The organism is Clostridium sp. (assembly GCF_051650885.1).
Classification (GTDB): Bacteria; Bacillota; Clostridia; order Clostridiales; family Clostridiaceae; genus Clostridium.
This window is the reverse complement of sequence record NZ_JBOFRG010000367.1, coordinates 71,075-94,175: the sequence shown is the minus strand read 5'-3', so window position 1 is coordinate 94,175 and position 23,101 is coordinate 71,075. Positions and strand designations below refer to the sequence as shown.

The window sequence follows — 23,101 nt, the reverse complement described above, 5'->3', positions numbered from 1 at the left end:
GTTTCACTTTTAGCCAAAGTACCAAATGGAATTTTTAACCGAATGTAAAAAAATATCCCCATATTTTCATATGAGGAAATCCAATCTGTACTTTGACTATAATACTATTATACACTATTTTTTTATGGATTGCAATACTTTTTTCAAAATAATTTAAAAATTTGTACTTTATTTAGCCTAGTCTTATATATAACTAGAAGAGGTGGTAAAATTTGTTATATTAATTATATCACAACTTAATCAGAATTACAACAACAAAAGAGATAAAGTGAGTAAATAGTCTAATGTATTAAAATATATATGGTTATTTGCTCATTATTACGTTCATTATGGGTAAATGCTTCTAGTATAGATTAATATATTAGGGTGTTTACCCATTTTTTTTGTTTTTATAGAAAGGAGAAACAATTATGGCAATGAGTCCAAAAACAAATGTAATAAAAGGACTAGATGGTGAATATTATAAACTAACTGATGCTTTAAACAATGTAAGTTCACCTGTTACTGGTAATATTGGGGATATGAGTCCACAAAGTTGTTTGTTAAAAGACAATTTAGGAGATGTTTACAACATACTTGACTTATTGAAAGGAGTAAAAGTAGTATTAGACCCTACTCAATTTAGCAATTATGATATGAGTCCAATGAGTGGCTTAGTTAAAGATACAGATGGTACTATTGAGAGCTTAGTTGATGCTTATATGAACGCTGGAGGCTCTGGAGGAGGAGGAACTGGTGTAGCTTGGATACCATATTATGAGCAAGATGGTAAATTAGCTTGGAAAACTTATGCTAGTGGAGATGCTCCACCTTCACCTAAGAATATTGTAGGGCAAAGAGGACCACAAGGACCACGTGGGCAACAAGGATTACAAGGTCCAGAGGGGCTTAGAGGACCAAAAGGAGAGGTTGGACCAGGAATAACCTTTAAAGGACATATGGATAGTGTAGATAATCTACCAACAGTTGGTAATAAACAAGGTGATTGTTACTATGTGTTAGTAGATATAGGGTCAGTAGGTACTCCAGAGTTCGTTAATTATGCTTTTATTTGGGTAGAAGATAGTCAATCTTGGGCAAATGCTGGTAGAATAGAAGGTCCAGAAGGACAACGTGGACCACAAGGACCAGAAGGACAACAAGGTCCTAAAGGTGATACTGGTATGAGAGGACCTCAAGGACCTAGAGGTCAACAAGGTAATGTTGGACCAGTAGGACCTAAGGGAGATATTGGACCTAAAGGAGAAAAAGGTGATAGAGGTAATACTTTTACGGCTAAAGGTACTACTACTTGGAGTGAATTATTACAATTACATCATGTTATGGGAGATACTTACTTTATAGAAGATGAAAAAGATGCTATTCACCACCATCATTTATATGTAGCTAAAGACTCTTGTTCTGACTTAAGTGAAGAATGTTGGGTTGATATGGGTAAGTTTGATACTACTGGTTTTGTGGATGAGCTTACTGATTGGAGGTTTATTAGGTCGAATGAAAAACCTAGTAATTTAACTAAACCTTCTGATAAGAATGTAGTAAATATTACAACAATAGATGGTAAAGAATACTATTATTTATTACAAAAAGGTCAAACAGACTATAAAGCTCTTACTATGAGTGCAGATGATGTATGGGTTACTGGATATGGTCAGCAACCAGCTAAAAAGTTATCTGATGTATTAAAATCTGCTAGACAAAATGTTCAAAATAAGATAAGAGTTAGTCCCACAGTACCAGTTACTCAAATTAGTAATAACCAAATTGCTATTAAGACAAATACAAATGGTACTGCCGAATTACACTATTCAATGGTTGGAAGTGGAGGCACAGGACATTTCTTAAAATTTGAAGATGGTAGGATTACTCCTAAAGATAAAAATGGAACAACTACACCTACTTCTCAAGAGTTTGGTACTGATAATGCTTTTGTTATTTTAAAAGATGAACACGTTGGTGTTAAAGGAATTGATGGTAAAACTCCAGCTACGAAAAAAACATTCTATCCTTTTTATAAATGGGACGATGCAGATGGAGTAAGACCACTAAGTATAGAAACTGATGAAATATGGTATAACTCTGGAGCAGCACCCTTCTTAGGTATGAATCTTAATCAAATATTTGATATGATTTATGAAAGAGCTAGAGGGAAAATATCAGTTTACAATAACAAAACTCCTAATGATACTGACATAAAACCATATGATAAACTAAAATTCATACATTCTATATTCTTGAATAGAAAAGGTGAAGGCGATTTAGAATTATGGTATTTACATTATGATGGTAGTTTTGACGAGGTTGGAGTTCCTACTGAACCAGATAAAATGAAATGGGAGAAATGGAATGTAGGTTCTGGTGGTGGCTCACTAATCAATGATGGTACTTTTTGGAGACCAGTTTTAGATGATGAAGGGAATTTAAAGTGGGAACTTGATAAAAGTACTACTGCTCCAATACAAAAAAATATTCTAGGTAAGAGTTTAAACTTCAAAGGTAACATCTCTAAAGAGAATTTAGATAAACTTACAACTACTAATACATCTGTTAATGATATGTATTATATCGTTTCTGAAAGTAGTAGTACACCTCAATATGTTGGTAAATTTGCAGTATGTACTAAGAAAAATCCTAGTGTAGAGTGGAAATTTACTGGAAGTGTTATAGGTCCTAAAGGTAATAAAGGGAATAAAGGTGACCAAGGTCCTAAAGGAGATATTGGTCCAAGCTTAACTGCTAAAGGTTATAAAGAAAATAAAGATGCTATAACTGCTATATCTGATGCTAAAGTAGGAGATATATGGTGTGTATGGAATCCTAATGATTTAACTTATGCAGATAATGGAGATATGTATATATATGATGGCTCTCAATTCCAAAAAATGACTAATACTAAAGGTGTTAAAGGTGATGTAGGACCAGGAATTAAGATAAAAGGAACTAAGAAATCAATTAATGAATTAACTTCTGCAACCGGAACTAAAACTGGAGATTGTTATTTTATTTATGATGCTAATAATAAAAACCAACCAGAGCAAGGACATCTATTCTTCTGTAATGATGAAAAAGAAGCTGGGACAAGAACTGGTTGGACAGATTGTGGTAAGATACTAGGTGATAAAGGAGATAAGGGAGGAACTTGGAAGCCTAATGTTCAAGAAGACGGAACTCTTAATTGGGCTTTAGATAATTCAACAGATACACCAGCTAGAATCAATATCAAAGGTCCAGCAGGAACTAGTATGCACTTTAGAGGTAATCAAACTGTTACTGGATTAAATGCTTTAACTAGTGTAACTAAAGGTGATACTTATTTAGTTACTGGTTTAGTGAGTAATGGAGATACACTACCTTCGGCAGATGGAAGAATTGGAGCTTTAGCAGTAGCTCAAGTTAGTGCTAACTTTGGTTCACAAGCTCAATGGGTTTATTCTAAATCTTTATATGGTCCTAAAGGAGAGAAGGGAGAAAAAGGGGATAGAGGAGCATATGGTAGACCTGGTAATTCATTTAGTTTTGCTGGTGAAGGTACTTTCCAACAGATGATAGCTCAAACTCCTTCTGATGAAGGTCAAATGTGGGTAGTAAGAGATGCTAGTGATGAGCTACGAAATGGTCATGCTTTCCTAAGAAATGAAACTGGTACTCAAACTGGTGAAGATTATTGGGATGATATGGGGCAATGGTCGGGAGATGCAGCAGTTCATATCGTAGATAAGAAACCTACTCAACAATCTACTGCTTACGAGAAAGATAGATATGTGTGTTATGTACACGAAAACTCAGATAAAAAACAAATATCAGAGCTTTATTTAGAGAAAAAAGGCGAAAAAGAACCTAGACCAATCGCTCCTTCTACTAATAATATGTTATTGCAAGATAGTTCTTTAACTTCTTGGAATGGTAAACCATTAAATTCTGTTATAGAAGCTTTAAACACTATTGCAGATAATATTAGTATAAGCAAAAGCTCACCAGAACCAACACAAGCTAAACAAGGTAGAATCCATATAAAACAAGCACAAACTGATAATGGAGAAGACCAAATATTATATGCTACTCCTAAAAATGGTAGTGGTTTTGAGTGGAGGCAATTTACTTTCCCTGCTACTGGAGGAGGTGGAGGTGGTACTGGAGATAATAGGCTTTGGTATCCGAGTGTTTCAGCAGATGGTACTATATCTTGGGTGAAAGAAAACACTTCTAACCCACCAGATAATCGTAATATAATGGGACCTGGTATAGAACTAAAAGGTAGCAAAGAATCATCACACGAAATAAAACAAATATCTACTGCTTCTAAAGGTGACGTTTGGTTTGTTCATAACTCAAGTAGTCCTTCAATTGAAGATGGAAGTATGTTATACTGTTCTACTAATGTTACTGGTACTGCTAATCCTACTGCTTGGATTAATATAGGTAAGTTTATGGGAGCTAATGGTAAAGACGGAAGTGGAATTTATTTTCAAAAAGTTTGGAAAAGCTATGAAGAGATTAAACACGCTACTCCTAGCTTAGGTGATGCTTATGTTGTACAAGATTTAACTGATAATATACATCATGGACATATGTATATATGTATTAATAATAAATATCCTTTAGAAAGTAATGTTGAAAATAACTGGAGAGATGCTGGTTCAATGATTGGACCTAGAGGTATAGGAGTAGATATACAAGAAGCTCCTAGTGGTTGGGACCCAAGTAAAGCTCCAGCACCAACTGACCCTGCTATTCATTATGTAGCTCAAGATGGTAGTATGAGAGGTTGGATTTATAAATATGATTATAAGAGCAAAGTTTGGGAAGAGATATGTCAATGGAGTGGACCTCAAGGTGAACAAGGACCTCAAGGTGTTCCAGGTCATGTTGGAGACAAAGGTGAAAAAGGAGAAAAGGGTGAAGACTTCTTATTAAGAGGAAGTAAACTTGGTAGTGATTTTTATACGTTTGTGAAAAACCCTTCTAATGCTTTTAAGGTTGGTAATGCTTTTTATGTAGTATCAGATTTTGAGGCTACACTAGATGATGGTTCGTCTTGGAATATTGAGAAAGACCATATGTATATATATGCTCATCCAGAAGCAGGAGAGTTATCTGGTAAGTGGCAGTCTATTGGTCCATTAAGAGGTCCTCAAGGTCCTCAAGGTGCAAGAGGTCCAGCTGGTACGGGTACAAGTTCAATGTTCCCTGGAACTTTAGATGTTTTCTTGAAAGATGCTAAGGTTGGAGAAGTATGGTTAATTACTGGTGCAGATAATTATGATGAAGCTACACAAAATAGAGTAATAGGTCAATTATTAATGAAAGAGCAAGATACTACAACACTATCCAACGATGTAAGATATTTAGGTCATCTAGGAGCTGGGATAGTAAAAGCAAATAGAATACCTAACCCAACAATATCGGATAATTCAAGTTTAATGATTCATAAACACAAGATAGAATCAACTCAATCTGATGATAATTTTGAACCATATTATATGTATATTGACCCTAATACTAATCACAGGTCATATAAACCTTTAAATATTTCGGCAGAAAATGTTATTACTAAGGTAGATGTTCAAACTAGAGCTGGTACTACAATACCTACTGGTAAATTATCTGATACTTTAAAATCAATGAATAACAATTTAAAACTCAACAATACTGAAATTGCTTTAGAGAAAGAAAGTCTAGGAAAAGCTTGGGACGATATTACAGTAACAAACTCTGCTGTAACTGCCCTACAACAAAATGCAACTACACTTACTGAACATTTAGTAATTGTTGATAATAGAGTTACTACTAATGAAGAAGCTATTAAGATATTACAAGACAGACCTTCTGGAGTAGAAGATATTCACATAGACCCAAATAACAATCACTGGTTTATTGATAATGTTGACACTGGTGTAAACGCTACTGGTGCTAGAGGACCTCAAGGTCCTAGGGGTCCACAAGGATTACCAGGTTCTTCTGTTCAAATTAAAGGTCAAGTTAATACTGAAAAAGATTTACCTACTCATGGCTATGTGGTTGGAGATGGATTAATTGTTAAAGAAAATAGGTGTTTGTATGTTTTAACAAGTGATTCACCTTACAATTGGATGAATGTAGGAGTAATTCAAGGTAGAGATGGTAAAGATGGAAGAGATGGTAAAGACGGTCCAATTGGTCCTAGAGGTCCTAAGGGGGCTAAAGGAGATAGAGGGGCTACAGGTGCTTCTGGTACTATAAGTGCTATAATGATGTCTATAATTGCTTCAACTGCTGCTTCAACTGCTGCAAGTATTGCTACTTCTGAGGTAATGGGAGCTATGAACGCTGCTATGGACACTGCTATAAATACTATGGAAACAACAATGGAAACTATGGTAGAAACTACTGTAGAGAAAGCTATTGAGGACTTAGGAGACTTAACTGGAGATAAGGGTGAAAAGGGAGATAAAGGTGATAAAGGGGATACTGGAGACACTGGAGCAGTTTGTACAATTGTAGGACGTGTTGACACTGTATCTGAATTACCATTCCCTAGTGAACAACAAGTAGGAAAAGGATATTTAGTTGGAACTAATGAAGAACTATATATGTGTACAAAAAATACTTTAGGTTTATGGTCATGGAAGAAAGTCGGAGTATTAAAAGGTCCTCCTGGTAAAGATGCAGATTGGACTATTGGTATTAAAGATGAGAATATGGTCACTAAACCTAATGGAGTGATAGAGGTTGAACCAGTAGCAGAAGGTGTAGAAAACCTATGGATTAAAGAAGGAAATGGTATAGAGATTGACCCTATAATGGGTAGCACTAAACCAGTAGGATACTCAATGAGAGTAACTGACCCTCTACCTCATATATCAGAAGGTGTTAAAGATAAGATATTATCCAATGATGGAAAGAGAGCAGTTTGGATAGATGCTCCAACTGGTGGTAGAAGTGATATTACCCTACAATCGCCAGATGGTACTCTATATGTGTTAGAAGTTGGAAATCAAGGAAGACTAGCTACAAGTAGGATTTCTACTACTCGTACTCCTAATCCTCCAACATTAACTTCACCAGATGGTACTAATTTCACTTTATCAGTAGATAATGATGGAAGATTAATTACAGTTTAAAATAATGGGAGTGTAAAAGCTCCCTTCTTAATTTAGGAGGAAAATAATAATATGGCAACTAATCATGCAACTTTAGAACTACCAAATAATTTTATAAGCCCAACTCAAATGATAAATGGATTTCAAATTCCAGCAATTAAATATGGAAACTTGCCTTCACCACAAGAAAAACCGTCTTTCAAAGGTCAGTTGTATTTTGCTAATGTGAATGACGAAGGTTATTTATGGTTAGCTTCTGGAACTGCTTCTATTAGTGATTGGCAACCACTTGTAGCTACTGATGCTTATGGTGATGTAGCAACTAATAAATCCAATCACTTTACAGATTCATTACAAACAATAATTGGTAAACAAATAACTACAGTTCATGTAGTAACAACAGAAACTCCAACTGGAGTACCTAATTTTGAACATCAATTATGTGTTTCAAGCTTTGGAGGTAAATATACTCTATTCTTAGGTTATGGAGGTAAATGGAATAAACTTACTAGCGATAATGGAACTATTGATACTACAAAATTAGCTAAACTTGATGTTTCAAATGATTTTACTCAAGTTCAATCTGTTAAAGGAAATGCTATTGTTTCCATTATAAATGGTACTCATGCTGACCCTAATGGTAATGTTACTGCTGATTATCCTGGACAAATGTATTTATATGAGGATGCTTCTACTAGTAAAACTGATTATTATATTGCAGATGCAAGTGGAAGTTGGGATATGATAAATGAAGAAATGAATACTGCAAACTTTGTTAAAAATAATATAGCTAATAACTTTGAAAGAACTGAACAGAAAATAGCTAATAAACAAATAGTAACAGTTATCGCTCAAAATGGCTCACCTAATATTCAACCTAATTTTGTAGGGCAAATATATTTAGACACCTCTGCTGATACTGGGAATGTATTCTTAGCAACTTCAAGAACTGCTACTCCAGATAGTGCAAATTGGGTATGTTTAAATATGCCTGGAGGACTACCTAATGATGTTGTTTTAGAAAGTATTGGAAATGACTTTACTGTACAAAATCAGAAGATTAACGGTTATCAGTTAATGACTGTGGTTGAAAGCTCTACTGCTCCACCTCAAGCCGATTCTTCTCATGTAGGAAGATTTTTTGTGCAAAAAGATGGTACTAAAATCACTCCTTATATGTGTGTTTCTACTGGAGGAACAAGCTATGAATATAAACCTATAACAGCTACTATTGGTTCTGAATATGTTAGAAAAGATAAAGTAAATAATTTTGTAGCTACTAATGACCAATCAGAAAAAGAAGGTCAGTTAATACATGGAAGACCTATATTGTGTTCAGTGGTAAGAGATGATACTCCAGATGTTTCTAATATAAGACCAGAGTTTAAAGGACAATTATATATTTATAGAAAGAGAATAGCTAGTACAACTGAATATGATACTGCTTTATGGATAGCAGACGACAATAACGGAACATCACTTCAATGGACACCTTTACAAAGAGATTTAAGAAACTTATTTGTACAAAAAGGAACTGAGAATACCTTTACTAAAGTTGTTCAAAAGATGCAAAAAGATAATGATGTTAATACTCTTGAATATATAATGGGAGCTAAAAAGATAAATGGATTGCCTACAAGTTTAGTTCCTAGTAGAATAGGTGAAACAATTATATCTGAAATGACTAATCAACCACCTACACCTTCAATATTTAGAATATATGTGGCAATAGGAGCTACTGCTAATGATTGGTTAGAAATATATAATTCTTCAAATAACTTTAGTGAATTAGAAGCTAGAACTACTGACTTAGAAGGTCATAGAACTGCTCATCACGATAGAATAACAGCTTTAGAATCAAATAGTGGAGGTGGAGGAAGTGCCTTTAATCCTTCTACAAACTACACTATAACTGGTAACAGAACTTGGAAAGGTAATAATATAATAGAAAAAGATGGAGACGCTTTAAGAATAAGACCTGTAACAAATAATGCAGCAAGTTATTTATCGTTTGCTAAAGATAGGTCTACTAGGTCAGCTTATTTTGGATATAGTAGCTCATCTTCTAATGTGTTAGCGATAGCAAATGAGAAATCAAATGCAGATATAAATCTAATAACTGTCGGTACTGGTAAAGTTAAAGTAAACAATGTAGAAGTTGCTACAAAAGATTTAGTAACTACTGTTAGCGATAAAGCAGATTCTAACTTAGCTAGATTGATTATTGCAGAAAATAAAACAGAAGTAGTTGACCAAAAAATAATTAAGGTTGAAAATGACCACAAGAATTTTGGACCAAGATTAACTACGCTAGAAGGTAATGTTAGTGGTTATGATTCTAGGATTACTGCTAATCACGATAAAATAAATCAAGAAGCTAGTAAGATAGCTAATAATAAAACTTCAATCACAACTCTTGAAAATTCTGCTTTCCACAGTGTGGAGCTTGATACAACTAACAGTAAGTTTGTATTCAAGAATAAAGGTGGTGATGTTGCCTTAGAATTGGCAATACCCTCCTTCCCTAATGCTACACCTGTCGCTAGTGTCGATGTTGTAGCAACAAAAGAATTTAGACACCCAGAGACAATAAATCTTGGAGCTAAAGTTTTGCCAACTGATAGTTTAATTCAACACATCAGATATACTTCATCTGATACGTCAGTAGCTACTGTTGATAATAAAACTGGAGATGTAACTACTGTAGCAGTAGGTACTTGTAAGATAACTTGTAACTCGCTTCAAGGTAATAAGACTGCTGAATGTAATGTAACAGTTGTACCAATCAGACAAACTCATACTATTAGATTAAACGAGGTTAAAAGAGGAAATGACGATTTATTATTTAGAGATTTTGCTTGTGGAGATAGAAGAGTTTCAGTACCAGCTAATAAGATGATACACAAATTAGCTTGGGCAGCTGGTTCGACTGCTACCAATCCTATAAATGGAGCTATGATTTTTGTAGTTGATAAAAACACCAATACAATAATCGATAAACTAACTGTTAACTTAACTGTTGCACCTATGGCTGATTATATAGGGTACACAAAAAAATATACTACAGGGGTTCTTAATAAGGTTTATGACGTGCCTACTTACTTCTGTTGTAGGTCAAACTCAACAAACAATACTCATAAAATAATTAGACTTAAAGACCCTGGATATGCAAATGGAGTAGATTCTTGTATTTTTGATTATGTTATTGCAGAAAATATAGGACAAACTATACCACAAGCTCAATTTGGTTGTAATGAGAGAACATTTATCGAAGTAGAATGTGAGGTATAAAAATAGAGAGGGTTAATTCCCTCTCTTAGTTTAAAATATTAGTATAACTGTAAATAACAAAGCAGTTCCAACTGACCATAACACTATCTCTGAAAAGCTTGTGTTATCTTGATTATATTTTTTCTCACAATATTCTTCAAACCTTCTCTGTTCCTCTAGTCTTTTTTCCTCTAATTTCTTACTTTCATAAAACCTATACTCTCTTATTCTATCTTGTTCATTCATAATAACATCTCCTTTTATATTTTAATACTTATCATCTATTAGCTGCTTTAAATGCCAATGTGGCTTATGAACTGCTCTAAATCTTTTATCTTTACATTCTCTTACATATTGCATATATAATCTATAATATTCTTTTACTCCTTCTTCAAACAATGTAAAAATCAATATTATATCTGCTTTAGAAATTGCTATCCCATCTTCATTTGAATCTCTTAATAAATCTGTTACTTTTAAATTCTCTGCTACCTCTATATATATTTGATGATGTCTAATTTCAAAACTGTTTTGTTGTACTGTATTTTCCATAATAATCTCCCCTTCTATCTTGAATAATCTAATAATACTAATTTGTTGTTTGAATCTATTCCCCAATTACTAGGCACCTGCCATTCATTCCAATCTAAATCTGTTTTCATTAATATATCTCTAATATCTCCATATCTTAATTCTTTTTCTAAATGTTCATTCCTTAATAAATCATCCATATAACAATTATTATTCATTCTCATTATATCTTCCCATTCTTTTTCATAATAATGTTCTAAGAAAGGTTTAACTCTTTCCATTACTATTATATTGTTTTCAAACTTTTCTACTTTTGCTAATACACCTAATTTACTGTATTTTAAATAGTTTTCATATTCTTTTTTGTTCTCATTTAAATCTTTGTATATATTATGTTTTTCCACTAAATGTTTTTTGATTAATACTTTTCTTGTAGTCCCATAACTTGTCATTGCTTGTACCTCCTTCTTTGTTTACTATACTTATACTATAACATCTTGAAAAGGGATTGTAAACCCCTATTTCAAAATATTTTATTTTTATACTCCTAGCATAACTTGTAATTCTATACTCTCTGTTTTTTCAATTCTTTCTTCTGCATATTCACACTGCTTGTCCGATATTTCTGAACCAATATATCTATGTCCTAACATCTTACAAGCTACACCAGTTGTTCCAGTTCCCATAAATGGGTCATAAACTAAACTATCTTCTCTAGCATACATTTCTAAAAGTTGCATACATAAATCACTACTAAATGTTGCTTTATTTAACTTACAGCTTCCATCATTATTAGCTGCTTCTATAAAGTTTTGTACATTCTCATACATTTTTTGTCCAGTAGCTCTCACACTAACTACCTTCTTATTAGCTTTGAATGTTTTTTCAAAACCTCTTTTGTTAAATACAAACACATATTCTGTTATTCTTGTAAGTTTGTTAGATGAGCAGTTATTTGGTAATGCTTTTCTTTTCTTCCAAACAATTGTATCAGCTAATGTAAAGTTTGTGTTTCTTAGAATATCTGCTACTGCTAACCACATACCTTCTGTGTTTTCTGTACCATAGTTTATATTAAATAACACACAACCATCATCTTTTAACTTAGGTTCAATCTTATTAAATAAATCAACTATAAACTCTGAGTATTCTTCATTACTCATATTATCAACAAAATTATCATATCTAACGTGTTGATAGTTTCCTTCTTTTACTTTTGTGTTTCTTAATGTTCCTTTTTTACCACTCTTTTTGTTTGTGTTGTAGAATGGAGAAGTCAATACTAAATCCAAACTCTTATCCTCTATTCTATTAGTTAAAGTTACTTTACAATCCTCATTAAATATTCTATTCATTATTTCCACCATTTTCCTTTCTTTATTCCACCCCATAATACTTTACATTTCATTTTTAAACAATACTTAGCATACAGATAAATTAATGGGCTTCTTAATCTACCTCTTGAGCAATAGAAGATTATCTCTCTATCCCCAGTGCCATATATTTCTTCTAACTCTTCTCTAATTATATCTTGTCTTCTGTATATAGACCTTGTTATTGTTATTGGAGCTAATGGATATATAGTTTTCATATTCAAATAATCTTTATAATCCATAGCTTGTACATTTTTTGCACCTTTAATATGTTTTGCTTTATATTCTTTATTGGTTCTAACATCAACTAAGATGTGTCTACTTCTTAATCTCTTTGTAAACATATCTACCTCCTTCAACCTTATGAACTTATATTAACATACTATTAATAATTGTACAACCCCTTTTTAAAACTTTTTTCATAAAAGATGAATTTTATTTACCATAATTTAGCACTAAACTTATACTCTGTACTTTTAACACTAATTTTCTATATATGTAGTAGCAAGATATTAGAGAGGAGTGATAAAATTAACATTCTTGGTAAATCAGAAATAACAACAAAACAGATGAAGAAATGGCTTAAAAGTAAAAAAGCACATAAACTAGCACTTGATAATGTAGATAATTTCTATAACCTAGCTAAGAAAAAAGGTGTCAATCCTAGTGTACTCTTATGTCAAGCTATGATAGAAACAGGTTGGATGAAGTTCGGTGGCGTTTTAACTGCTGAGTATAAAAATACATGTGGATTAAAAAACAGTAAAGGTGGAGGTTGTCTTGACCCTAACGCTCATGCAAAATTTAAATCATGGGAAGATGGAATAGAAGCTCACGCTGAACACCTAGCTTTGTATGCAGGTAAAAAAGGTTATCCACTAAAACGTCCTAAAGACCCTAGACACTTTGATTATCTCTATGGTAAATGCAAAACTGTAGAAGAGCTATCTGGTACTTGGGCAATGGACGAAAGTTATAGTAAAAAAATTATAAAATTAGTCAATGAACTAGAAGGAGGAAAAAATAATATGAAAATTAACGATATGTTTATTAAATACAATTTCTCAACTGGTAGAAGCAAAGTTCAATACATTGTAATACACACTACTGGAAACACTGGTAGAGGTTCTGGAGTAGATAATCACTTTAATTATTTTAATGGTGGTAATAGACAAGCTTCTGCTGATTACTTTGTAGATGATAAAAAGATAGGTAAGTTTGTTGGGGATAACAACTACTCTTGGGCAGTTGGAGACGGAAAAGGAAAATATGGTATTAGTAATTCAAATTCTGTAAGCATAGAAATATGTGTGAACTCTGATGGTGATTATAACAAAACAATAGCTAACACTGTTGAGTTAACTAAATTCTTAATGAAGAAATATAACTTACCTATATCAAAGGTCGTTCAACATTACGATGCGAGCAGGAAGCAATGTCCCGCAGAAATAAGAGCAGGAAAGAACGGTATTACTTGGAGTAAGTTTATTAGTATGGTTAATGGTGCTTCTGTTCCTACAAATAGTGGTTCAAGCTCAAGTGGTACTTCTAGTAAAAAACTTTGGGAAGTTTCAATAAGTGGGGAACTTATAAAAGAGTTACAATCTGAACTTAATAAACAATGTAATGCTAGGTTGACAGTTGATGGATATTTTGGTGATTCGACTTTAGATGAATGTATAACTGTTAAACAAGGTGCTAAAGGTAATATAACTAAAATAATACAAAAGAGATTAAATGCTTTAGGATACACTACTAATGGTATAGATGGAATATTTGGTGGTGGTACTCATAATGCAGTGATTAAGTTCCAAAAAGCTAAGAATCTATCTGCTGATGGGATAGTTGGTAAAAATACATGGAAGGCTTTAATGGCTAAATAGAAAGGGGGAAGGAGGAGAAAAGTCTCCTCCTATAAAAACAATGTTAAAATGTGAAGAATGTGGTAGTTCAATAATTACTTATAAGAAGAAAGGTAAAATATATTGTGAGTGTTGTTATTGTGGACACACTGTACAAGATTTTGAAGGAAGAGAATACAATGGGATACAGAATTTGTTCAACTTGTCAGAAGAGATATAATGAATTAGAAGAGTGTAGTTGTAAAAAGAATAATAGAAATGATTACTCAAAAGAGTATTATCAGAAAAATAAAGAGCAAATGAAAATATTAACTTCTACTAGATGGAGAAGACTAAGATTGAAAATAATACAACGTGACAATGGTTGTTGTCAAAGGTGTTTAAATAAATTTGGTATTATAAATGGTTCTGAATTACAAGTACATCATATTAAACCTAGGAGTGTTTATCCAGAACTGATATATGATGAGAGTAATCTTATAACTATGTGTAAACTATGCAATGTAGAGTTAGGAACAAGAGAAGAATTAGACTTTGAAATAGAAGCAAAAAAAGAAATAGAGATAAATTTATAGGAGGATATTATGTCAAGAAACAAAAAACCGGCACTTTTTAAGCAGGGGAAATCGGAGTCTAAAGCCGAGCTTAAACAAAGAGCAGAATACGAAGAAAAATTAAAAGGAAAAGATGATTTATTCAGAGAAATCCCACCAGGTTTAACGGAAAGAGGAGCAGTATACTATGTATTTTTAACTACTCAATTAGAAGAGAGTGCTTTACTATGTAATTTAGATATACCAATCCTTAAACAAACTGCTGACACTTTAGATAAAATGGATATGTGTGATGAGATACTAGCTAGAGATGGTATATTAGTTGAGGATAAACAACCTAATGGTTTAATCAAATGGAAAGAACATCCAACAGTTAAAACTAAAGCTACTTATTCAACAGCTTTCAGAGCGTTTTGTTCACAATTAGGAATGTCTCCAGCAGCTAGAGCAAGTTTAGCAGGAGCAGCTATGGAAAGAAGAATGAATGAGGAAGACCCAGTTCTTAAGCTTCTAAGTGGAGAGTAGGTGATAGTATGAATAAAGATATTAAATCCATCATAGAAGAAGCTAGAGCTATAAAAATAGTGGAACAAGCATATCAATATATGAAAATGGTGTTGAGAGAAGATTATCCAGGTTGGGAAATCAAAGCTCAATGCAAAATACTAGAGAAATTATGGGACGAAGACCAATACAAAGAAGAATGTAAATATTTCTTTAGTTTGACACACATTAAAAAAATAGCTGGTTTATTAAAACTATTAAATTTCGCTACAGGATTTGTAGCTAATAAACCAGTTTATGAAAACTTATCTGACTACCAATGTTTTCTAATAGTTAATTTATTTGCATGGAGATTAAAAGATAAACCACATAAATTCAAGCATAGAAAAATTACTTTGTTCGTTTCAAGAAAAAACGCGAAGACTGCAACAGTTGGTATAATCTATATATTATTAATGCTTACAGAACAAAAGTTTTCAGAGTTTTATTCAATATGTTTAAATCGTGAACTTGCAGGTAGTTTTTGCCCAAATATATAGGGATATATATTTAGTATCGAGTAAATTCGGTGAACCCTAAGTTATATAATATGGGAATACCGAGGTAACTTTATGAATAGCGTTGAGGTCATAAAGCACCGTAGAGCGTAGAGGTTGAATAAATATAACACCTCCAAGAGTATTCGACACCTAGAACAGGTGAAAATGTACGCCGAACTTATAAGAAATTATAAGAACATAGGGATAAAAAGCCTTATGGTTAACAAAATTGGAAATACGTAAATCAATGGTTCAAATAATAGGAGCAAGTCCTTATATATTAAAATATTTTGAAATTTCAACTTCTTTCCTTGGTAAGCTAGAATGTACAATTACTAAATCATTCTTCCAACCAAGGGTGGCAGAAGCTGGAAAAAACAACTCGATTTAATATAGGTTTGGTCGAGTATAAATTGGGATGTATCGGTAAACCCTAAGTCTAATTGATATGGCAATACCGAGAGTGTGTAAAGTTTAACACATTTGTAACGACTAGGTGATGAGCATTAAAAAACTAGCAATAACTCACCCACGAGCTCCCGACACTATAAGCAATAGTGAAAATATAGTCTGAACTTATGGGAAACTATAAGAAGCAAAGGATAAAGAGCCTTTGTGATAACAAAAAGCAGACCTTGTGCCTAGACACACTTGGGTACGTTAAATTCGGTGAATTCGGTGAAAACCTTATTAACTAATATAATGAATAAGACAATACCGAGCCAAGCTTCTTGGAAACAAGTTGAAGGTGTAACGACTAGATATAGTAACCTAATAAATTAACACTTCTTTAGAGGTGTTTTTTTTATGGAGAAATATCCACGAGCTCCGAACACTATTTATAATAGTGATGATATAGTCTAAACTATATGGTGACATATAGAGGTTAGGATAAAGAGCCTAACGTTAATACAAATGTTGTGTGTGATGAGGCTGGTAATATGTCAGATAACTCTAATATGTTAAGTATGGCAAGTGGTCAGAGGTCCGTATTAAATCCATTACAGTTTGTTACAACCACTGCCTACGCCAACTCGACTTCAATAATGCACTCAGAACTTGATTATATAGGTAAAGTTCTAAATGGTGTGGTAGAAGACGAGTCAGTTTTAGCTTTAGTATATAGAGCTGATTATGAACATTTATGGGATGATATTGGTATATTACAAGCTAACCCATTAGTTATAGAAGAAAATTTTGAATTGATAAGAGAAGATAGAAAAAAAGCCTTATTAGTACCAGAAGTAAGAGAAGAGTATATGACAAAGTCAATGAATTATTTTGTTGATTCTTGTGCTGGTGATAACTATGTAAATGCAGAAGATGTTAAGAAATGCTCAGTACCAAAATCAGAATTTGATTGGAAGGGTAAAGATGTAAAACTTGGACTAGACCTAGCAATGTCGGGAGATAACGTAGCAGTAGGTATGAGTCACTATGATTTAGATACAGATACATTTACTGCAATGTCAGTAGGATTTATTCCAGTATTAAAATTAGATGAGAAAATAAAAAAAGAACGTTGTGACTACAGAAGACATATTGAAGATGGAAATTGTATCGCTTGTGGAACTAAAGTAATCTCATACAAAACTGTATGTAGCTTTATATTATCACTAGAAGAAGAATATGGAGTTACCGTAACTGAGCTAGGATATGATAAGTGGAACGTTAACGAAATCAAGGAAACGTTAGAAGAAGCAGGTATAATGATGACTGAAATACCTCAGATAGCTAAACACACTTATCCATCAGCTAAAAAAATAAGAGAAGAAATTGAAACTCATAAATTCAGATTTATAGAAAACAAATTACTTGAAGAGAACTTCGCTAATGCTAGAATATTCCCAGATACTAATATGGGATACTATGTTAATAAGAAGAAATCAGAAGGTAAAGTTGATATGGTTATATCGTTAATCAACTCAATAGCTTTATGGTTGCTTGAAATTAATGATGGAACTTCTAAGCTATATGAAAACAAAGAAATGCTTGTATTATAAAAGAGAGGGTATTATCCCTCTCTAATTAATTATATTTAGCTTCTAGCTTATCTATTTTTTCCATTAATACTCTTTGTAGTATTATATCATCAAATTCCCAATCACTTCTAACTACATAATCAGCTTTTTTATCAAAACCTTTAAACTCTTTTCTGTCATTCCATAACCTAGATATTATATTTTTTATCTTATCTCCTCTTTTGAACATCTGTCTTATTCTAGTAAATAATCCAATTTCTAAATATATTACTATACAATTTTCAGTATCCATACTTTCTACACCTTTAGGGTCAATAATATAAAAGTCTTTGCCTTCTAAATCTTTCTTTGTTGTCCAATAATAATTCCCATTAAATACAGTCTTTGCTATTGCACTATAATATTCACAATCTCTTATATACTCACTAGCAAATATATGAGTGTCTTCACCTTCATATCTAGGTTGTCTTGTAGTCTTACTTATAACCTTGCTCATTCCATATCTATCACAAGCCTTGTCTACTATATAATCTTTCCCTGATGCACTTTTTCCTACCACTAATATTAACTCTTTACTCATTATTATTCACCTTTAATCCTTTTTAATTTATTTACATATTTAACTATTTCATCAAATTGTTCAAAAGTAAGATTAACTCCCATACTACTTGTTGAAAAATAAACTGATTCTTTACTATTTTTAAAAGATATATAATTATCACTTGGAGACTGAACTTCTAAATAATCTTTATCATCATCTTCCAATATAAAACCCTCACCTATCTCTTCAAACTCTGCTTCTTTTTCATCACATACTTCCCATTCAGAACACATCCATTTATTAATAAAGTAAATTCCATCTTTTAATTCAATTATAGGAGTTTGTTCACCGTTTGATTCTGTATGCACTTCTTTTGACCTAAAAGCCCTCCCTAAATTACCTAACAATTCCCCTACTAACGTTTCATGTTCCCCTTCTACTGTGAACCCTTTGTCTACCATCTTAATTCCATCAGTCTTTATCAATTCTTCTAAAGTTTTTAATCTAAATTCTATTTTCATTTCATCTACCTCTTTCTTTTATTTGATATATTTATTGTAACATAATATTTATAGCTTGTCTACTATTTTTTCAAAATTAAAGTGAGATTTCTCACCTTAATAAAATTTGAATTTTAATTGTTTAATTCTTCCACTAATTCTAGTAACACTTCAACATCTATTCCTTCTGTTTCAAAGTTTTTAACCTTGTTTGCCATAGCTTCAACTAATTGTGCCATATAGTTTGCTGACTCTTCTGGAGTGAAGAAACCATCTGCCATTACCTTAGCAGAGTTATCTACTATATCACTGATTGTTACATTCATATCATCCATATTGTTATAAGCTAACATTAGTCCATAATCTTTGAAGTTAAACTCCACATCTTCTTCTTCGCTAACTTCTTCTTCAAATGTTTCTACCTTAGTTGCTGTTTCCTTTATGCTCTCCTTTGTTTGTTCACTACAACCAACAAACCCCATTAAACTTAATCCTAATAACCCTAATACCATAATTCTTTTCATTTTATTTCTCTCCTCTTACTCTTTATTTTTTTAATAATATCAATATTGTTTGTCTTAATACTTCTATATCATTTTTCAATTCTTTAATCTCATCATTAAGTAATTTGTTAACTGTTTTGTCTCCACTATTTACTGGAGTATTCGCAACCTTCTCATCTTTATAGATATTAACCCATTTGTTTATTGTTGAGATTGGCAAGTCATACTCTTTACTTAAATCACTTGCCCTCACTCCTTCTTTTCTCTCTCTAACTATTTTTCTTTTGAAGTCTTCATCATATCTCTTTGAAGTATCTCCCATTTTCATTCTCCTTTCTGTTGTTATACCTTAAGTATATCCACTTTTCTAAAACTTATACATTTGTTTTGAAAAAGTTTTTGATTTATCTTATGTATTTATAATAATACTTTGTTTACAGAATGTCAACACTTTTTTGAAATGTTTTTTAAAAAGAAAAAAGAAGGATTACTCCTCCTCTTTATCTTACTTCTCAAACTTTTCAAACACACTATCAAATATATAGTATAAACAGTTTACTACTATACTATTACCAGCTAGTTTATATAGAGCAGAATCAGAAAGTCCCAAGTCTTTTACTTTATAGAAATCCTCATCATCAAACCCCATTAATCTCCAACACTCTAACGGAGTTAGTTTTCTTATTCTATATGAATCATCATCTAACCACTTACTTCTATTTCTAGTTTCCATAGTAGGACATATTCCATCTGTAGAATGTACAGCAGTTTCTATTCTATGCCATCCTTCGCACTCTAATTCTCCAACTACTTTTATATTATTTTCTTCAGTTACTATAGGTTGTCTATATCCACCTTCACAAGTTGTAATAGTTGGTGCTACCCCTTCTTTATTATATACACTTCCTGCTTGATGAGTTTTGCCATTCTTGTCAAAGCAACCACCTAATCTATCCACTTTATTTTCTTTGCAACAAGGTAAATCAAATTGTATTTGCTTAGGTTCTTCTATATTTCCCATAGCATATCCATGTGTGCCAGCACATAAAGTTTGACTTACGCCATTAGGACTATAAGTTTTACCAGCTTGTGAATTCGGGTTAATTGAAGTTTGCCCAGTATATATCGTGTTATTAGTATCTTTATTTTCTCCATTAGACTTATACCTTTTTTGTATCTCTTCACTTAAATAATACTTCTCTTCTACTTCTTTTTGTAGTAAGTGTTTCAATCTCACTCCAGCATCTCCGCCTAAGTTGAATTTAAAATCTAACTTAATATCATTTCTTACACAGATAACAAATATTCTTTCTCTGTTTTGGGGTATACCATAGTTTTTAGCATTTAGACATAGTGGAACTAATTCCTTACCTTTTTGTTTAGTAGCATAGTGACATTTATACCCCATTTTTTCTAGGTCTTCTAATATAGTATAGAAATCTCCAATAAACTTTTTTTGAATTAACCCTTTAACATTCTCTATCATTATTAGCTTAGGATTTTTTGCTCTTACTATATCTAATCCAAACTTAATTAAACCACTTCTAGTATGAGTACCATCTTCATTAAATAATCCCTCTTGTTTACCAGCGTTAGAAACGTCTGTGCATGGGAAACTAAGATTGAATAAATCAAAATCAAACATATTGTTATAATCTATCTTACTTATATCTCCTAAATTGTTTGTTAACATAGTCGCTTTATAAAGTAATTTAAGCTTGTCCTTTTTCATTCTAGGAATACATGACTTTTGTTTTTTAAAATCCCAACCTATATTTCTATCTAATAATAATGTTCTCATTTCTTCGTCAGAAGGAAAATCAAACTCCATTTCTTTAAACCCATCTATATGAACTCCAGCATAAGCTATTACTGCATCAGGTTCAACTTCACTCAATCCTACAACATCAGTAGGTACTCCTAACTTCTTTAAAGACTTGTGTAATGCTCCTTTTCCTGCAAAAGCATCAAACAATCTCACGCTCTCCATATTGTATTCTTTCTTTTTTAATTCATTTCTCCACATAATATCTTCCCCTTTATTTTTAATTTTATATAATCCACTATAAGAACCATAAATACCACCACTAAAAATTAACTCATTATCATATACCTTGTACCTCTCACTATCTGCACCTACACAAGTTATTGTGGGTGCTATACCATTTTCATCATAAACTCTATTAGCTTTATCAAACACTCCATCTCTAACCTCAAACGTCATAATACTTTCATCAAACTCATTAGTTGTTATACTTAATAATTGTTTTAATTCCAACCACTTTTTGTCATTCGGTATAGAAAAACATTTATCAGTTCTAAACCAATGTTCAACTTCTGTTTTAGCCACATCTAATCTTTTAGATATTTCTTTTATTGTTAATTTAGATTCAAGTTTATGTTTCTTCAAACATTGTTGTAATTCCTTTTCTTCGACATTGAATTTTCTTACCCTTACTTGAACAGGTATCATTTCTCTTATTATACTATTTGTTTTTTTCATTTTCTACCTCCTTGCCTTGTTTCTATACTTATAATAACATAATATTTATAGCTTGTCTACACTTTTTCAAAACTTTTTTCATTTATTTTCAAAATAAAAAGAACAAGAAATTAATCTTGCTCTTTCTACAAATAAATAAAAGGTGAGAAGTTCATATGTTATCCACTTTATATCTTATGTTTAATACTTTACTAATCTTTAGTTTTCTTACTTAACTGATTGTTCCGTATTACTTCATATGTATAAAGTAATTAATCATTTGTTATACTTATATTATAGAATGTTATGTGAAAAGTGCAACTAAATAAATAAAAAAAGAGAGAAAAAATCTCTCTTAATTACTTTTTTATTCTTCTCCAGTAGTCAACAACCTTGTTATATATTTTAACTTCTAATCTATACAATGTTTTCTGTAATCTAAATACAATCTTTATTAATGCTAATATAATTATCGCTAACATAATATAGATTTCTACCACTAAAGCAATCTCACTTAGTTTAACCATTCCCAGCCAGTCATATTTATTTGCTATTATATTAATGAAGTTGGTTAATAATATTAGTAATAAATCAACTATAAAACTTATACAAAGTATTTCTTCTATTATCCTACTATATTCCTTAGCGTTATTTTGTATCTTCTTAATCATTCTTGTGTTCCTCCAAATACATTTCCCTACTCTTTTTAAACATCTCAATAGCTAAGTAATAGTTTTTAGCACCTTTCATTGATATATCAAAATATCTTTCTTTTACATCTTTTTCAAACTGAGCTAAATCACCATCAAAGCACCCACACCAAACTATATTTTTATCTACTAAATAATAGACATCTCTTTTACTAGAACCACAATTACCTACCATCATTACTTCATTATAATAAAAATGACACTTGCTATAAACATTCTCATAATTTTTTATTAATAAAACATCAATTGAAAAGTTGCAATATCTAAACATTGAATTATTTACATCAACTATAATATCTTTGTTTTTAAAAAAACAACAATAGCTCATCACACAACTATCTATACCAAAATATTTCACTCCTCTTGCTATATTAGAGTTCCTACACTTTGAATCAAGCATTTTTATACTTCCTATATTTATGAAATCACACCAAGTAATATCACAATCTATAAACTCCAAGTCAATATCTAAATCCGAAAAATCAACATTACTGATTTCACAATCTGAAAAAACAAATTTCCCTATTTCATATTTTTCAATTAATTCTAAGCAGAAAATATTTTTCTCAAATTTTTCTTGAGTTATATATAATCTGTCACCTTTTAAATTTCTCTTTATATACTCATCATTTAATACAAATTTCTCCATTACACTCTCTCCTTTTTACTAA

Annotated in this window: 20 protein-coding genes; 8 read left to right on the top strand and 12 right to left on the bottom strand. The window is 31.8% G+C overall.

Annotated elements, in window-relative coordinates; genetic code table 11:
* The first annotated feature begins 410 nt into the window (after positions 1–410).
* Both ACRC28_RS18965 and ACRC28_RS18960 read left to right on the top strand, forming a co-directional pair.
* The gene (locus ACRC28_RS18965; protein WP_438545019.1) at positions 411–7,100 is read left to right on the top strand and encodes a hypothetical protein; all 6,690 of its coding nucleotides are present in this window, start codon (positions 411–413) and stop codon (positions 7,098–7,100) included.
* A 51-nt stretch (positions 7,101–7,151) separates the two neighbouring features.
* Positions 7,152–10,370 (top strand): Ig-like domain-containing protein, encoded by a 3,219-nt coding sequence (locus tag ACRC28_RS18960; RefSeq protein WP_438545018.1) that lies wholly within the window; start codon positions 7,152–7,154, stop codon positions 10,368–10,370.
* 30 nt (positions 10,371–10,400) lie between these two features.
* Here ACRC28_RS18960 and ACRC28_RS18955 read toward each other — a convergent pair whose 3' ends face one another.
* The 5 genes from ACRC28_RS18955 to ACRC28_RS18935 all read right to left on the bottom strand — a co-directional run bounded on the left by ACRC28_RS18955 (position 10,401) and on the right by ACRC28_RS18935 (position 12,597).
* The gene (locus ACRC28_RS18955) at positions 10,401–10,595 is read right to left on the bottom strand and encodes a hypothetical protein (protein WP_438545017.1); all 195 of its coding nucleotides are present in this window, start codon (positions 10,593–10,595) and stop codon (positions 10,401–10,403) included.
* Positions 10,596–10,616: 21 nt separating this feature from the next.
* Positions 10,617–10,901, bottom strand: a complete 285-nt coding sequence (locus ACRC28_RS18950; protein ID WP_438545016.1) for a hypothetical protein — start codon at positions 10,899–10,901, stop codon at positions 10,617–10,619.
* Positions 10,902–10,915: 14 nt separating this feature from the next.
* The gene (locus ACRC28_RS18945) at positions 10,916–11,332 is read right to left on the bottom strand and encodes a hypothetical protein (RefSeq protein ID WP_438545015.1); all 417 of its coding nucleotides are present in this window, start codon (positions 11,330–11,332) and stop codon (positions 10,916–10,918) included.
* Between the two features lie 87 nt (positions 11,333–11,419).
* Positions 11,420–12,235 carry a DNA-methyltransferase gene (locus tag ACRC28_RS18940; RefSeq protein WP_438545014.1) on the bottom strand — a complete coding sequence of 272 codons (816 nt, stop codon included), beginning with the start codon at positions 12,233–12,235 and terminating at the stop codon, positions 11,420–11,422.
* Positions 12,235–12,597 carry a rhodanese-like domain-containing protein gene (locus tag ACRC28_RS18935; RefSeq protein ID WP_438545013.1) on the bottom strand — a complete coding sequence of 121 codons (363 nt, stop codon included), beginning with the start codon at positions 12,595–12,597 and terminating at the stop codon, positions 12,235–12,237. The genes ACRC28_RS18940 and ACRC28_RS18935 overlap by 1 nt, the downstream gene beginning before the upstream one ends.
* A 225-nt stretch (positions 12,598–12,822) precedes the next feature.
* Here ACRC28_RS18935 and ACRC28_RS18930 point away from each other — a divergent pair, with 225 nt between their 5' ends.
* From ACRC28_RS18930 to ACRC28_RS18905, 6 genes are all read left to right on the top strand, one after another.
* On the top strand, positions 12,823–14,136 hold the full coding sequence (locus tag ACRC28_RS18930; protein WP_438545012.1) for a peptidoglycan-binding protein: 1,314 nt from the start codon (positions 12,823–12,825) through the stop codon (positions 14,134–14,136).
* 140 nt (positions 14,137–14,276) lie between these two features.
* Positions 14,277–14,690, top strand: coding sequence for an HNH endonuclease (locus ACRC28_RS18925; protein WP_438545011.1), 414 nt, complete (start codon positions 14,277–14,279; stop codon positions 14,688–14,690).
* A gap of 9 nt (positions 14,691–14,699) precedes the next feature.
* Positions 14,700–15,194, top strand: coding sequence for a phage terminase small subunit P27 family (locus tag ACRC28_RS18920; protein WP_438545010.1), 495 nt, complete (start codon positions 14,700–14,702; stop codon positions 15,192–15,194).
* An 8-nt stretch (positions 15,195–15,202) separates the two neighbouring features.
* Positions 15,203–15,712, top strand: a complete 510-nt coding sequence (locus tag ACRC28_RS18915) for a hypothetical protein (protein ID WP_438545009.1) — start codon at positions 15,203–15,205, stop codon at positions 15,710–15,712.
* Positions 15,713–15,941: 229 nt separating this feature from the next.
* The gene (locus ACRC28_RS18910; RefSeq protein WP_438545008.1) at positions 15,942–16,103 is read left to right on the top strand and encodes a hypothetical protein; all 162 of its coding nucleotides are present in this window, start codon (positions 15,942–15,944) and stop codon (positions 16,101–16,103) included.
* Between the two features lie 550 nt (positions 16,104–16,653).
* The gene (locus ACRC28_RS18905) at positions 16,654–17,715 is read left to right on the top strand and encodes a terminase TerL endonuclease subunit (RefSeq protein WP_438545007.1); all 1,062 of its coding nucleotides are present in this window, start codon (positions 16,654–16,656) and stop codon (positions 17,713–17,715) included.
* A gap of 25 nt (positions 17,716–17,740) precedes the next feature.
* On the opposite strand, the gene ACRC28_RS18900 is transcribed toward ACRC28_RS18905, so the two are convergent.
* The 7 genes from ACRC28_RS18900 to ACRC28_RS18870 form a co-directional block, all read right to left on the bottom strand.
* Positions 17,741–18,274, bottom strand: coding sequence for a hypothetical protein (locus tag ACRC28_RS18900; RefSeq protein ID WP_438545006.1), 534 nt, complete (start codon positions 18,272–18,274; stop codon positions 17,741–17,743).
* Between the two features lie 2 nt (positions 18,275–18,276).
* Positions 18,277–18,756, bottom strand: coding sequence for a hypothetical protein (locus ACRC28_RS18895; protein ID WP_438545005.1), 480 nt, complete (start codon positions 18,754–18,756; stop codon positions 18,277–18,279).
* Positions 18,757–18,869: 113 nt separating this feature from the next.
* Positions 18,870–19,259 carry a hypothetical protein gene (locus ACRC28_RS18890; RefSeq protein WP_438545004.1) on the bottom strand — a complete coding sequence of 130 codons (390 nt, stop codon included), beginning with the start codon at positions 19,257–19,259 and terminating at the stop codon, positions 18,870–18,872.
* A gap of 22 nt (positions 19,260–19,281) precedes the next feature.
* Positions 19,282–19,560, bottom strand: coding sequence for a transposase (locus ACRC28_RS18885; RefSeq protein WP_438545003.1), 279 nt, complete (start codon positions 19,558–19,560; stop codon positions 19,282–19,284).
* A 183-nt stretch (positions 19,561–19,743) separates the two neighbouring features.
* Complete coding sequence (gene dcm / locus ACRC28_RS18880; RefSeq protein ID WP_438545002.1) at positions 19,744–21,741, bottom strand: DNA (cytosine-5-)-methyltransferase; 1,998 nt, start codon at positions 21,739–21,741, stop codon at positions 19,744–19,746.
* A 338-nt stretch (positions 21,742–22,079) separates the two neighbouring features.
* Positions 22,080–22,391: a hypothetical protein gene (locus tag ACRC28_RS18875; RefSeq protein WP_438545001.1), complete on the bottom strand. Its 312-nt coding sequence runs from the start codon at positions 22,389–22,391 to the stop codon at positions 22,080–22,082.
* Positions 22,384–23,079, bottom strand: coding sequence for a hypothetical protein (locus ACRC28_RS18870; RefSeq protein WP_438545000.1), 696 nt, complete (start codon positions 23,077–23,079; stop codon positions 22,384–22,386). The genes ACRC28_RS18875 and ACRC28_RS18870 overlap by 8 nt, the downstream gene beginning before the upstream one ends.
* Positions 23,080–23,101: the final 22 nt, after the last annotated feature.